The sequence below is a fragment of the Sphingosinicella sp. CPCC 101087 genome (assembly GCF_004151485.1).
Classification (GTDB): Bacteria; Pseudomonadota; Alphaproteobacteria; order Sphingomonadales; family Sphingomonadaceae; genus Allosphingosinicella.
Genome location: NZ_SBFF01000004.1, coordinates 224,213 through 237,846, shown reverse-complemented (window position 1 = coordinate 237,846; position 13,634 = coordinate 224,213). Strand labels below are relative to the sequence as shown.

At 67.6% G+C, this 13,634-nt stretch carries 14 protein-coding genes; all 14 read left to right on the top strand.

The annotated features are described in order from the left end of the window. Window positions 1–22: 22 nt before the first annotated feature. Window positions 23–640, top strand: a complete 618-nt coding sequence (locus EKM57_RS08365) for a ribonuclease D (protein ID WP_129792029.1) — start codon at window positions 23–25, stop codon at window positions 638–640. After that, window positions 633–1,271, top strand: coding sequence for an LPS export ABC transporter periplasmic protein LptC (locus EKM57_RS08360; RefSeq protein ID WP_129792028.1), 639 nt, complete (start codon window positions 633–635; stop codon window positions 1,269–1,271). Before EKM57_RS08365 ends, EKM57_RS08360 begins: the two co-directional genes overlap by 8 nt. Continuing rightward, window positions 1,268–1,804, top strand: coding sequence for an LptA/OstA family protein (locus EKM57_RS08355; RefSeq protein WP_129792027.1), 537 nt, complete (start codon window positions 1,268–1,270; stop codon window positions 1,802–1,804). The genes EKM57_RS08360 and EKM57_RS08355 overlap by 4 nt, the downstream gene beginning before the upstream one ends. A gap of 213 nt (window positions 1,805–2,017) precedes the next feature. After that, the gene (gene lptB / locus EKM57_RS08350; RefSeq protein WP_129792026.1) at window positions 2,018–2,797 is read left to right on the top strand and encodes an LPS export ABC transporter ATP-binding protein; all 780 of its coding nucleotides are present in this window, start codon (window positions 2,018–2,020) and stop codon (window positions 2,795–2,797) included. Window positions 2,798–2,866: 69 nt separating this feature from the next. Beyond that, entirely contained in the window at window positions 2,867–4,390 is a 1,524-nt protein-coding gene (gene rpoN / locus EKM57_RS08345) for an RNA polymerase factor sigma-54 (protein WP_129792025.1), read from the top strand. After that, window positions 4,387–4,704 carry a hypothetical protein gene (locus EKM57_RS08340; RefSeq protein ID WP_129792024.1) on the top strand — a complete coding sequence of 106 codons (318 nt, stop codon included), beginning with the start codon at window positions 4,387–4,389 and terminating at the stop codon, window positions 4,702–4,704. The genes rpoN and EKM57_RS08340 overlap by 4 nt, the downstream gene beginning before the upstream one ends. Window positions 4,705–4,720: 16 nt before the next feature. Next, window positions 4,721–6,286 carry a pentapeptide repeat-containing protein gene (locus EKM57_RS08335; protein ID WP_165357285.1) on the top strand — a complete coding sequence of 522 codons (1,566 nt, stop codon included), beginning with the start codon at window positions 4,721–4,723 and terminating at the stop codon, window positions 6,284–6,286. Window positions 6,287–6,386: 100 nt separating this feature from the next. Then, on the top strand, window positions 6,387–7,586 hold the full coding sequence (gene sucC, locus EKM57_RS08330) for an ADP-forming succinate--CoA ligase subunit beta (RefSeq protein WP_129792022.1): 1,200 nt from the start codon (window positions 6,387–6,389) through the stop codon (window positions 7,584–7,586). Between the two features lie 51 nt (window positions 7,587–7,637). Further along, window positions 7,638–8,390 carry an electron transfer flavoprotein subunit beta/FixA family protein gene (locus EKM57_RS08325; RefSeq protein ID WP_129792021.1) on the top strand — a complete coding sequence of 251 codons (753 nt, stop codon included), beginning with the start codon at window positions 7,638–7,640 and terminating at the stop codon, window positions 8,388–8,390. Next, complete coding sequence (locus tag EKM57_RS08320) at window positions 8,387–9,316, top strand: electron transfer flavoprotein subunit alpha/FixB family protein (protein ID WP_129792020.1); 930 nt, start codon at window positions 8,387–8,389, stop codon at window positions 9,314–9,316. Before EKM57_RS08325 ends, EKM57_RS08320 begins: the two co-directional genes overlap by 4 nt. Window positions 9,317–9,492: 176 nt before the next feature. Next, on the top strand, window positions 9,493–10,794 hold the full coding sequence (locus EKM57_RS08315) for a hypothetical protein (RefSeq protein ID WP_243450952.1): 1,302 nt from the start codon (window positions 9,493–9,495) through the stop codon (window positions 10,792–10,794). Beyond that, window positions 10,794–11,795 (top strand): histone deacetylase family protein, encoded by a 1,002-nt coding sequence (locus EKM57_RS08310; RefSeq protein WP_129792019.1) that lies wholly within the window; start codon window positions 10,794–10,796, stop codon window positions 11,793–11,795. Before EKM57_RS08315 ends, EKM57_RS08310 begins: the two co-directional genes overlap by 1 nt. A gap of 83 nt (window positions 11,796–11,878) precedes the next feature. Then, complete coding sequence (locus tag EKM57_RS08305) at window positions 11,879–12,796, top strand: sulfite exporter TauE/SafE family protein (protein WP_129792018.1); 918 nt, start codon at window positions 11,879–11,881, stop codon at window positions 12,794–12,796. Between the two features lie 41 nt (window positions 12,797–12,837). After that, window positions 12,838–13,575 (top strand): TIGR02186 family protein, encoded by a 738-nt coding sequence (locus EKM57_RS08300; protein ID WP_129792127.1) that lies wholly within the window; start codon window positions 12,838–12,840, stop codon window positions 13,573–13,575. Window positions 13,576–13,634: the final 59 nt, after the last annotated feature.

Genomic DNA, 13,634 nt, shown 5'->3' with positions numbered 1-13,634 from the left:
CGCTTCGCCTTATCTGCGACCAATGAGTGTTCACTTCCACGAAGAGGATCTGCCCGCGGGCGTGCTCGGCCCCGGGGCGGTCGCCGTCGACACCGAGACGATGGGGCTGCAGCTCGGCCGCGACCGCCTTTGCGTGGTGCAGATCTCCGACGGCGGCGGCGACGAACATCTCGTCCGCTTCGGCCCGCGGAGCCGCTTCGACGCGCCCAACCTCAAGGCGGTGCTGACCGACCCGGAGCGGCTGAAGCTCTATCATTTCGCGCGCTTCGACCTCGCTTCCATCCGCGCCTATCTCGGCATCGTCGCCGCCCCGGCCTATTGCACCAAGACCGCTTCGCGGCTGGTGCGGACCTATACCGACCGGCACGGTCTCAAGGATCTGGTGAAGGAGCTGCTCGGTCAGGAGATCTCGAAGCAGCAGCAGCAGACCGACTGGGGCGGTCCGGAGCTGTCGGACGCGCAGAAGGACTATGCCGCATCGGATGTGCGCTATCTCCATGCCCTGAGAGAGAAGCTTGACGAGCGGCTCGAACGGGAGGGCCGGGCGGCGCTCGCCCAGGCCTGCTTCGACTTCCTGCCCCATCGCGCGATCCTGGACCTTGCCGGCTGGGCGGATCAGGACATCTTCGCGCATGTCTGAGCTCGCCGAACGCGAACGGGTGATCAAGCGCGGCTGGGCGTCGCCTGGCGGCGTCCACGATCATGTCATCCGCCTGATGAAGATCGCCCTGCCCGGGGCGATCGGAGTCGTGCTCGCCTTTCTTGCTTTCTCGCCGCTCGAGGAGAAGCAGGAGGTCAGCTTCCTGCTCGACAAGAACAAGGTCGAACATGCCGAGGAAAGGATGCGGGTCGAGGCCGCGCAATATCGCGGGCAGGACAGCCGCGGGCGGCCCTTCATCCTCAACGCCCGCTCGGCGCTGCAGCAGAGCTCGGCGGTGCCGATCGTCGACATACGCGACATGACCGCGCAGATCCTGCTCGACGACGGACCGGCGCGCCTGGTGGCTCGGGAGGCGCGCTACGACATGGAGGTGGATCATGTCGACGTGCGCGGTCCGATCCTGTTTACCGCCGCGGACGGCTATCGTCTGGCGACGCGAGACGTAACCGTCGACCTGCGCGGGCGTACGCTCGCCAGCCGCGGCGCGGTCAACGGCCAGATGCCGCTCGGGCGCTTCTCGGCGGATCGGCTCCAGGTGGATCTTCCGGCACGGCGCGCCGTGCTGGAAGGGAACGCACGCCTGCACATCGTACAGGGAGGGGTCGGATGAGCCGCAGCCTCGCCGTCGGCATGGCCGCCTTCCTCCTCGCGATCGGCGCCCAGGCTGCGCTCGGACAGGGCGCGGGCTCCGCGCTCAAGGGCCATGATACCGACGCGCCGGTCGACGTCGCGGCGGATCGGATCGAGGTTCAGGATCGCGCGGACAGGGCCATCTTCACCGGAAATGTCGAGGTACGGCAAGGCAATCTGCAGCTCGACACGGCCCGCCTCACCGTAGCTTATGCCAGTGCGGGCGGAATCGAGATCGAGCGGCTCGAGGCGAGCGGCGGCGTCGTGCTGCGCAGCCCGTCCGAAACCGCGCGCAGCCAGTTCGCCATCTATGACCTCAACCGGCGGCTGGTAACGATGATAGGCAGCGTCACACTCACGCGCGGCGAGTCGAACGTGCAGGGCGGGCGCCTGGTGCTGGACCTCGACAGCGGCCGTGCCGTCATGGACGGCGGAGCCGCAGGCGCTCCGGGCGCGGAGAATTCCGGCGGGCGTGTGACCGGCCGCTTCACCGTACCTCAGCGGCAGGATTGATCGGCAGGATGCCCGTCGCGCGAGCCCGCGCGATGCGGCTGGCCCGCATGCAAGACTCTTGCCGGTTGAGGCCGCGCTCTCAATCACCTAACTACGCAGTGGGACTGGGCACGGCGTCCACCGGCCTTTCGGCTTGGGCGGAGCAGTGACGAAACGACAATCTGGAGTGGGGAGGCCGATCGACCCGTCGGCCGGCGGCTCCGCGGAGAGCGAATGAACGAGAGCCTCGCCATCGAGCGGCCCGACGTGAAGGCGGCGGTCGGCGACGTCTCGCGCGGACTGTCGGTCATCTCGATCGCCAAGTCCTACGACAAGAAAGCCGTGCTGACCGACGTTTCGCTCGGCGTCGACCGCGGCGAGGTGATGGGCCTGCTCGGCCCCAACGGCGCCGGCAAGACGACCTGCTTCTATTCCATCATGGGGCTGGTGAAGCCGGACAGCGGCCGTATCCTGCTCGACGGCGAGGATATAACCGGCCTGCCCATGTATCGCCGCGCCATCCTCGGCCTTGGCTATCTCCCGCAGGAAACCTCCATCTTCCGCGGACTTTCGGTCTCCCAGAACATCCTGGCGGTGCTCGAGGTGGCCGAGCCCGACAAGGCCGCTCGCGCCGAACGGCTCGAGCAGCTGCTCGCCGAATTCCATCTCGAGGCCTTGCGCGACGCACCGGCCATGGCGCTTTCGGGCGGTGAGCGGCGCCGCTGCGAGATCGCCCGGGCGCTCGCCGCCAATCCGTCGATCATGCTGCTCGACGAACCGTTCGCGGGCATTGACCCGATCTCCATCCAGGATATTCGCGACTTGATCGGTGAACTCAAGAAGCGCGACATCGGCGTTCTCATCACCGACCATAATGTCCGCGAGACGCTCGACATCGTCGACCGTGCCTGCATCATCTATGGCGGACAGGTGCTGTTCGCCGGCAGTCCGGAGGATCTGGTCAAGGACCCGAATGTCCGCCGCCTGTATCTTGGCGAAAGCTTCGAGCTGTGACGTTTCGCCGAGCCCCAGCGCCGCCCGGGGCCCGTCGCGCCCGAAAGATCGCGATCTGAGGGCAGACTGATGGCGCTGGGTCCCCGTCTCGATCTCCGCCAGTCGCAGTCGCTGGTGATGACTCCGCAGCTCCAGCAAGCCATTCGGCTGCTGGCGCTGTCCAATCTGGAGGTCGAGAGCTTCATCGCAGAGGAGATCGAGCGCAATCCGTTGCTCGAATCCGCGGGCGGCGAGGCTGAGACGCCGGGGGAGCCTGCCGACCCTGCGGTCGAGCGCAGTGAAGCGGCGACGGTGGATGAGTTGGTGACGGGTGGCGACGCCATTGCGGATGCACCGCTCGACGTCGATCTCAACAGCGAGGACTTCCACCAGGACAGCGCCGCCGACGCGACGATGGGCCTGGACGGCGGACTCGGGCTTTCCGGCGGCGGGGCGTCCTCGGCCGGCGGCACCGGCGACGAGGGCGTCGATTTCGACAGCTTCGCCAGCGAGCAGGTCTCGCTTCACGACCATCTGCGCCGGCAGGCCGGTATGTGCCTCGACGGCATGGATCTCGCCATTGCCGACCAGATCATCGAGCAGATCGAGGAGACGGGCTGGTTCCTCGCTTCCCTGCTCGACATCGCCCAGCGTCTCGGTGCCCCGCTCCACGAGGTCGAGCGGGTACTCGCCGTGATCCAGACCTTCGACCCGGCCGGAGTCGGGGCACGCAGCCTTGCCGAATGCCTCGCCCTTCAGGCGAAGGACGCGAATCGCTACGATCCGGCGATGGCCCGCCTGATCGACAATCTCGATTATCTCGCCAAGGGCAACCTGGCGGCATTGCGGCGGATCTGCGGGATTGACGACGAGGATCTCGGCGACATGATACGCGAGCTGCGCGCCTACGATCCCAAGCCCGGCTGCCGCTTTGCCTCTACCGAACGGGTGGACGCCATCGTCCCCGACATATTCATCGCTCGCCGCGGCGGTGGCTGGGCGGTCGAGCTCAATAGCGCGACCCTGCCCCGATTGCTCGTCAACCGGACCTATTATGCCGAGCTTTCTGGCGGTGCGCAGGACCGCCAGTCCAAAGCGTGGCTCTCCGAGTGCCTGCAGAGCGCCAACTGGCTGATGAAGGCGCTCGACCAACGTGCCCGAACCATCGTCAAGGTAGCGAGCGAGATCGTAACGCAGCAGGAAGGCTTCTTCAGGCACGGCGTGTCGCAGCTGAAGCCGCTGACCCTGCGGGCGGTGGCGGAAGCGATCGGCATGCACGAATCGACGGTGAGCCGGGTCACTTCGAACAAATATCTCGCCTGCGAGCGCGGCCTGTTCGAGCTCAAATATTTCTTCACGAGCGGGGTCAGGGCCACCGACGCGGCCGAGGGGGGCGAAGCGGTCTCCTCCGAGGCGGTAAAGAGCCGCATCAAGGCGCTGATCGGCGCCGAGGAGCCGAACCGAATCCTGTCCGACGACCAGCTCGTCGACTTGCTCAAGGCCGAGGGCTTCGATCTGGCACGCCGCACGGTCGCCAAATATCGCGAGGCGCTGGGAATCGGCTCCTCGGTGCAGCGCCGTCGCCAGAAGGCGATCGGCCGGGCGGCGGCGTGACCTTGCGCGCGGCGCGGGGAGCGTCATGGCTCGGATTCGCCTTGCTGCTGGCCGGCTGCGCGACTCCGGAGACGCGACTCAGGGTCGCATTGGTCGAGACAGGGCTCTCCGAGCCGCTCGCCGCCTGCATGGCGGGCCGGATGGCCGATCGCCTTTCCCTCGCGCAATTGTACCGGCTAAGGGACCTCGGCCAAGCCGGCAGATCGGACTCCGTCGACCAGTTTCTCCATCGCGTCCGTTCCTTGCGCGATTCCGAGATACTGAGCGTCACGGCCGGCTCGGCCGCCGTCTGCGCGACGGGCCTTGCCGGATGAATGGAAAGGACGGCCCGTGGCGCTGACCTGGCTTGCCGCGGCTTCGCTGGCGGCCGCGGCCGCCGTGGGCCAGGACTGCCAGACGGCGCTGGGCCCTATTTACGAGGGCGCGGAGGAGTCCGCCCTTTCTGGACAGTTCGAGGGCGCAACGCTCGATGCGGGGGCGCTCATTGCCTTGCGCGCGGCGCGCGGCGACGCCCTGATCGTGGTCAAGGGCGGTGATTTCGCCGGGGCCGATTTCCGCGGTGCCCGGCTCCACAATGTCTGCTTCCTCGATACCGGCCTCGCCGGCAGCGACTGGCGCGGCGCCGACGCGACCGGAATCGGCTTCGTCCGCGCCGACCTGACCGGGGCCCGGCTGACGGGGGCCCGCATGCCGCGCGTCCTGCTGCGCCGGCCGGTGATGAAGGATGTCGATGCTTCGGGCGCCGATCTGTCCGGTGGCCGGATCGACGGCGGCTGGGATGGCAGCCTCGATAATCTCCGCCTCGATCGCGCGAACCTTCGCGGTTTCCAGTTCGATTGCGGGATCTCCCTGGGCGACGGCTGTCCGCTCGAACGGGCGATCAGCTTTCGCGGGGCGGATCTGACCGAGGCCAGCCTTCACACCTACTGGGGCGAAGGCGGAGATGACTGGACGGGCGCACGCATCGACCGAACGGTCGTTGGGCTCCACCAGATCAACGATCTCACCGGCGCAGAGTTCGCTGGGCCCCTGCTCGTGCGCGGCGGCGACGCGACGGCGGAGCTCTCCGCCGCCGAACACCGGGCTCTGGTCGCTCGACTTCGTCCCGATGAGGAGGAGGCGGCGCCATCCTTCGACTGCACGCGGGCGTCGGGGCCGGTCGAGCGGCTGATCTGCGGCGATCAAGGTGGGCGTCTGCGTGCGCTCGACCGGGTGGTGGCCGGTCTCTACGCCCGCGCCGCCGCGGCCGACCCCGGCATAGCCGCCGCGCAGCGTTCCTGGCTGCGCGAGCGTGACCGCTGCGCGGATGATGCGGATGCCGGTTGGACCTGCGTCGAGAAAGCTTATGTCGAGCGCCGCGAGCAGCTGATCGCCGGCATCGGGGCGCCCGCTTGGGCGCGGCCCGGCGCGGCCGCCTTGTTCGTCGTGCCGGTGGTCGATTTCGAAGAGACCTTTCGCGACCATCCGCTTTTCCGGCGGCTTCTGCCGGTGTTCGAGCGGGCCGCCTGGGCCCAGGTGGCGGTGCGGGTCAATGGCGACGGCAGCCTGGATGTGCGCGGCGACGCGATCGGCGCGAATGCCCATAGCTGCTCGCTGGCCGCCGACCGGCTCCGGCCGGACCCGTCCTCGGGCTGGTATTCGGCCACCCGCGAAGCCGCGGCCGAGGCCACCGATCCGCCGGAATGGCGCGGCCGGCCGGTCCCGGTCATGCTCTTCTGGGACGATCGCGGCGAAGTCTATCGCCATGGCCATCCCCATGCCGGCGTCGAAGGCGTCGATCCCCGAGCCATCCATTATGCGAGCTGCGGCGTGCGCGCCCACTTCGGCGAGCTGGTCCGGCTCCCGCTGCCCGCAGCCGAGGCGACCGCCCGCTTCGAATCGTTCGACAGCCCCTGACGGCCGTCTGCCCGGGCCCCGACGCTTTTCATCGGGGCGAGTCTATGCTTTAGCCCCGGCGACTCCATCCTTCCTCCCCGCCGAAAGGCTTTTCCCGACAATGAACATCCACGAATATCAGGCCAAGGAACTGCTTGCGAAATATGGCGTGCCGGTGCCCGCCGGCCATGCCGCGATGAGCGTCGAGGAAGCCGTCGCCGCCGCATCGAAGCTCCCCGGGCCGCTCTACGTCGTCAAGGCGCAGATCCATGCCGGCGGCCGCGGCAAGGGCAAGTTCAAGGAGCTCGGGCCCGACGCCAAGGGCGGAGTCCGCCTCGCCCGCAGCTCGGAGGAGGTCCGCGCCGCCGCCGCGGAGATGCTCGGCAACACGCTCGTCACGGTGCAGACCGGGCCGGCGGGCAAGCAGGTCAACCGCCTCTACGTCACGGACGGTGTCGACATTGCCCGGGAATATTATCTGGCGCTGCTGGTCGACCGCAAGAGCGGCCGCGTCGCCTTCGTCGTCTCGACGGAGGGCGGCATGAACATCGAGGACGTCGCTCACGATACGCCTGAGAAGATCCGCACCTTCACCGTCGACCCGGCGACGGGCTTCATGCCGCACCACGGCCGCGCCGTCGCTTACGCGCTCGGGCTCGAGGGTGATCTGGCCAAGCAGGCCCAGAAGGTCGCCGCCTTGCTCTACGACGCCTTCCTCGGCACCGACGCCTCGCAGATCGAAATCAATCCGCTCGCGGTGACCGACGACGGGCGACTGCTCGTCCTCGACGCCAAGGTCGGCTTCGACTCCAACGCCGAGTTCCGTCATCCAGATCTCGAAACGCTTCGCGACGAGAGTGAGGAGGATCCGATGGAGCTCGAGGCCTCGCGGCACGACCTCGCCTACATCAAGCTCGACGGCAATATCGGCTGCATGGTCAACGGCGCCGGGCTCGCCATGGCGACGATGGACATCATCAAGCTGAATGGCGCCGAACCCGCCAATTTCCTCGACGTCGGCGGTGGCGCTTCGAAGGAGAAGGTCACGTCCGCTTTCAAGATCATCCTTTCCGATCCGTCGGTGAAGGGCATATTGGTCAACATCTTCGGCGGGATAATGCGCTGCGACATCATTGCCGAAGGCATCGTCGCGGCGGCGAAGGAGGTCAGCCTCGACGTGCCGCTCGTCGTCCGCCTGGAGGGCACCAATGTCGAGGAGGGCAAGGCCATCCTCGCCGACAGCGGCCTCGCCATCGTTCCTGCCGACGATCTCGGTGACGCCGCGCGCAAGATCGTCGCGCAGGTGAAGGAAGCCGCTTGACGTTAACGTAAGGCGCGGGCCAGTGGGATCGCGACATATCGGAGGAAGAGCATGAAGCTTCTGGTCGCCGTGAAGCGGGTGATCGATTTCAACGTCAAGCCGCGGGTGAAGGCGGACGGGACCGGGGTCGATCTCGCCAACGTCAAGATGAGCATGAACCCGTTCGACGAGATCGCGGTCGAGGAAGCGATTCGCTTGAAGGAGAAGGGCGTCGCGACCGAGATCGTCGCCGTCTCGATCGGCCCGGCCAAGGCGCAGGAGACGCTGAGGACGGCGCTGGCGATGGGCGCCGACCGGGCAATCCTCATCCAAAGCGACGACGAGCTCGAGCCTCTCGCCGTGGCCAAGCTCCTCGCCAAGGTGGCCGAAGAGGAGCAGCCGGGTCTGTTCGTCCTGGGCAAGCAGGCGATCGACGACGACAGCAACCAGACCGGCCAGATGCTGGCCGCTCTGCTCGGCTGGGGCCAGGGCACCTTCGCTTCCAAGGTCGAGGTTGAGGGCAGCGAGAGCGTCGCCGTCACCCGCGAGGTCGATGGCGGCCTCGAGACGGTGAAGCTGAAGCTTCCGGCGGTGGTGACCACCGACCTTCGCCTGAACGAGCCGCGTTATGCCAGCCTGCCCAATATCATGAAGGCCAAGTCCAAGCCCTTGGCGCAGAAGACGCCGGCCGATTACGGCGTCGACACCACGCCGCGGCTGACGACGCTGAAGGTTGCCGAGCCGCCGAGGCGCCAGGCCGGGGTCAAGGTCGCCAGCGTCGAGGAACTCATCGACAAGATCAGGGAAACGGGAGTGATCGGATGAAGGTGCTGGTCTGGGCCGAGCATGAGGAAGGCAAGCTTCGCGACGCGACCCTTCCCGTCGTCACCGCCGCCGCCAGGCTGGGTGAAGTCCACCTGATCGTCGCCGGCTCCGGCGTCGGCCCGGCCGCCGACGAAGCCGCAAAGGTGGCCGGCGTCGAGAAGGTCCTTCTCGCCGACGATGGCGCTTATGCGAACGGCCTGGCCGAGAATGTGGCGCCGCTCGTCGCCAAGCTGATGGAAGGCTATGACGCCTTTCTCGCGCCGGCGACGACGACCGGCAAGAATATCGCGCCGCGCGTTGCCGCCTTGCTCGACGTCATGCAGATCTCCGACATCCTCTCGGTCGAGGGCGAGGACACCTTCACCCGTCCCATCTATGCCGGCAATGCCGTCGCGACCGTGAAGAGCGCCGATGCGAAGAAGGTGATCACGGTCCGCACCACGGCCTTCGAGAAGGCGGCGCGCGAGGGCGGCTCCGCAGCAGTCGAGCCGGTCGCCGGCACCGGCGATGCCGGCCTTTCCAGCTTCGTCGGCGCCGAGATCGCCCATTCGGAGCGTCCCGAGCTCACCAGCGCCAAGATCATCGTCTCGGGCGGCCGCGCGCTCGGTTCTTCCGAGGCCTTCCATCAGTATATCGAGCCCCTCGCCGACAAGCTCGGCGCGGCCGTCGGCGCATCCCGCGCCGCGGTCGATGCGGGCTATGTCCCCAACGATTACCAGGTCGGCCAGACCGGCAAGGTGGTCGCGCCCGAGCTCTATGTCGCGATCGGCATCTCCGGCGCCATCCAGCACCTCGCCGGCATGAAGGATTCCAAGTTGATCGTCGCGATCAACAAGGACGAGGACGCCCCCATCTTCCAGGTCGCCGACCTCGGCCTCGTCGGCGACCTGTTCAAGATCGTCCCGGAGCTCACCGAGAAGCTCTGAACGACCCGAGGGCGGGCGCACATTCCCGCGTGTTGGGCGCTCCGGCTGGAACCTCATCGGCAGAAGCGCACGGTGTCTGTCGGCCGGTGCGGCCGCCAGCGGCGCCCCGCGGCTACGGCGGTTCACTTGACCGATTCGCCGCGCTAGAGGCTTCGCAGACAGGAGCGGAGGGGCGAATGGCCGGATGGTTTCAGGCGGTGGTGGTCGCGATCCTGCTTGGCGGATGCGCAACGGCAGCGACGTCCACGCAAGCGGCCGATAGCCTCGACGCCGTTGCCCGCGATTATGTCCAGCTCACGCTCGAGATCGGCGAGCGTGAGGAGGGGTATGTCGACGCCTATTACGGCCCCGCCGAATGGCGTGAGGCGGCCCAGGCCAATCCCAGGACAGTGGCCGAGCTCGCACAGGCGGCGGCATCGCTTCATGCCCGCCTCACCGCCCTCTCCGTTCCAACCGATCCGCTCGTCGCCGCGCGCCGCGACTTCCTCCTCGCCCAGCTGACCGCGGCCCGCACGCGCCTCAGGATGGCGGGCGGCGAGCGGCTGAGTTTCGCCGAGGAGGCGCGTGGCCTGTACGGGGTCGATCCGGAGATCCTGCCGCTCGAACATTATGATCCGATCCTCGGGCGTATCGACACCCTGGTCCCCGGCTCGGGCCCTCTTGCCGACCGCGTCGAGGCGTTCCAGAACCGATTCGTCGTTCCCGCCGACCGGCTCGAGCCGGTCATGCGCGCGGCGATCGACGAATGCCGCCGCCGCACCCTGGCTCACATCCCCTTGCCCGAGGCCGAGAGCTTCACGCTGGAGTTCGTGACGGACCGAAGCTGGTCCGGCTACAACTGGTATCAGGGCGGCTATCGGAGCCTCATCCAGGTCAACACCGACCTGCCGGTCCGGCTCAGCCGAGCGGTCGATCTCGGCTGCCACGAAGGCTATCCCGGCCATCATGCCTATAACGTCCTGCTCGAGCGGGACCTGGCGCGCGGCCGCGGCTGGGTCGAATATCAGGTCTATCCACTCTATTCGCCGCAATCCTTCATCGCCGAGGGCTCGGCCAATTACGGGATCGAGCTCGCTTTTCCCGGTGACGAGCGGCTCGCCTTCGAAACGCAGACCCTCTACCCGCTTGCCGGCCTGCCGATCGACCAGGCCGCGGACTATATCGCGCTCCAGGAGGCTCTGCAGGCGCTGTCCGGAGCTCGCTTCACCATCGCGCGCGACTATCTCGAGGGGCGGATCAGCCGCGATCAGGCGATCGCCCTCACCGAACGCTATCAGCTCGTGTCGGAGCGTCGCGCCGAGCAATCGGTCGCGTTCACCGACCAGTACCGGGCCTATGTGATCAATTACGGCCTCGGCCGCGACATGGTCGCTCGGCATGTCGAGGCGGCAGGGGCGGATCCGGCCGCGCGCTGGGCGGCGATGCGGCGGATCCTGTCGGAGCCGACGCTTCCGTCGGATCTGGTCCGCGCGCACTGATGCGCCGCTTCTTCGATCCGCGGCAGCTTGCCCATGCGCCGGTGCAGGAGCTGCATAATGGCGGCTTTGCGCCTTATGCCGAGCATCCCGGCCGGGCCGAGTCGATGCTGGCCGCGATCGGTCCCGTCGAGCCGGCAGTCGATCATGGCGAGGCCCCCCTGCGCGCGGTCCACACGGCGGACTATCTCGATTTCCTGCGCGCCGCCTGGCGAGACTGGCGAGCGGCTGGCCGTCCGGGTGATGCCGGTGGCTATGCCTGGCCGGTGGTGCGTCGTCGCCCGCTGGCGCTGGACCGGATCGACGCCCGCCTCGGCCTGTACAGCTTCGATGCCTCGAGCCCCATCGCCGAAGGGACATGGGAAGCCGCTTACTGGAGCGCGCAGACCGCGCTCACGGCGCTCGATGGCGTGCTGGCCGGGGGGACCGGCGCGTTCGCGCTGTGCCGCCCGCCAGGCCACCATTGCGGCGCCGACTATCTGGGCGGCTATTGTTATCTGAACAACGCCGCCATAGCCGCCCAGTCCGCCGTCGCGGCGGGCCGCAGGCCCGCAATCCTGGACATCGACTACCACCACGGCAACGGCACCCAGGACATATTCTACGATCGCGGCGACGTGCTGTTCGTCTCGATCCATGCCGATCCGGTCACCGATTATCCCTTCTTCTGGGGCCATGCCGACGAGACCGGCCATGGGCCCGGCGCCGGTGCGACCATCAACCTCCCGTTGCCGCGTGGTGCGGGTGCTGCCGAATATCTCCCCGCGCTCGACCGGGCGCTGGCCGAGATTCGTGCCTGGTCGCCGGACGTCCTGCTCTGCTCGTTCGGTGCCGATACCTTCTCCGGCGATCCGATCTCCCATTTCGAACTCGAGACGGCGGACTTTTCCGCTCTCTCCAGCCGCATCGCCGCGCTCGGCGCCCCGGTGCTGGTGGTGATGGAAGGCGGTTATGCAGTCGATGCGCTCGGCCACAACGTCGCCGCCTTCCTGTCGGGATTCTGAGCCCCCGGTTACGCCGGCACGAGCGGAATCCGACCTGGGCCGCGCTTCCGCCGTCCGACTTTAATCGCTAGGGTCACCGGCCCATGGACATCTACCTGCCGATCGCTGGCCTCTCCGTAAATGCGCTGGTGATCGTTGGCCTCGGTGGCCTCGTCGGGTTGCTCACCGGCATGGTAGGGGTCGGCGGCGGCTTCCTCACCACACCGATCCTCATCTTCTACGGAATCCCGCCCGCAGTCGCAGTGGCTTCCGCCACGACGCAGATCACCGGCACCAGCATTTCCGGCGTGCTTGCCCACCGTCGGCGCCGCGGCGTCGACATGCGTATGGGGGCCGTGATCATCGCGGGCGGCATCGCCGGATCGATCGTCGGCGGGCTCGTCTTCCGTCTGCTCCAGGACATGGGCCAGATCGATACCGTCATCTCCCTGCTCTATGTCATCCTGCTCGGCAGCATCGGCATCCTGATGGCCAAGGAGGCGGCCACGGCGCTCGAGATCATCAAGCCGTCGCAACGCAAGGGCGATCGGCCGCCGCGGCGCCACAACCCGCTGATCGCCGCGCTACCGATGCGCTGGCGCTTCTATCGCTCCGGCCTCTACATCTCGCCGCTGGCGCCGCTCGGGCTTGGCTTCGTTTCGGGGCTGCTGACCGTCCTGCTCGGTATCGGCGGCGGCTTCATCATGGTTCCGGCGATGATTTACCTGCTCGGCATGTCGGCACAGGTCGTGGTCGGCACGTCTCTGCTCCAGATCCTGTTCGTGACCGCCGCGACGACGATGGTCCACGCCACCACCACCCGTTCGGTCGATATCGTGCTTGCCGGGCTCCTGCTCATCGGCTCCGTCATCGGGGCACAATATGGCGCGCGTCTCGCGCAGACGATGAAGCCCGAACTTCTGCGCATGATCCTGGCCATCGTGGTCCTCGCCGTGGCCTTCCGCATGGCGCTCCAGCTCGGCTGGCGGCCGGAGGAGATCTACACGGTGCAGATGCTGTGATCAGGGTTGCGGAGCGTCAATGGCGGGCGCTCGGCCTGGCAATGCTGGCACCCTTGGCTCTCGGCCAGGCCGAGCCGCATCTCGTCCCGGACGTTTCGGACCGCAACATCGAGATACGCTACAGCTTCGCCGGCGCCGAGCTGCTGCTGTTCGGGGCGATCATCTATCCGGACGGCCGCCCGCCGGAGGGCCAGACCGATATCGCCGTCGTCTTGAAAGGGCCCCTCGAACGGATCGTCGTTCGCGAGAAGCAGAAGGTGGCGGGCATCTGGATGAATGTGGGACGGGTTCGCTTCCGTTCGGCGCCGTCCTTCTATGCCGTCGCCTCGTCTCGGCCGCTTCCACAGCTCATCGACGAGCGGATCGCCGCCATATACGAACTCGGGGTCGATAACCTCCAGCTCTCGCCCGGTGGTGGCCATTCCGCCGAAGTGCTGCGCCGTTTCGAGCACGGCCTGATCGACCTCAGGATGCGCAACCAGCTCTTTGCCGAATATCCCCGCGGCGTGGAAATCAGCGAGGGCGTCCTCTATCGCGCCCGCATCAACATACCGGCGCGCGTGCCCGTAGGCACCTACACCGCCGAAACCTTCCTGATCCGCGACGGCCGCGTCGTCGCCGGCGCCGCGCGCGAGATCCTCATCGAGAAGCTGGGATTCGAAGGCTTCGTCGCGCGGGCGGCCGAGCGTTGGTCGGTCACCTACGGCATTAGCGCCGTCGCCCTGTCGCTGCTGCTCGGCTGGGGCGCCAGTGCCGCTTTCCGCCGCCGCTACGGGTGACCGCCGCCGCGGTCCGATGTCGGGCGGGCGCGGAAACCCCTGAAAGTGCTGCAAATCAC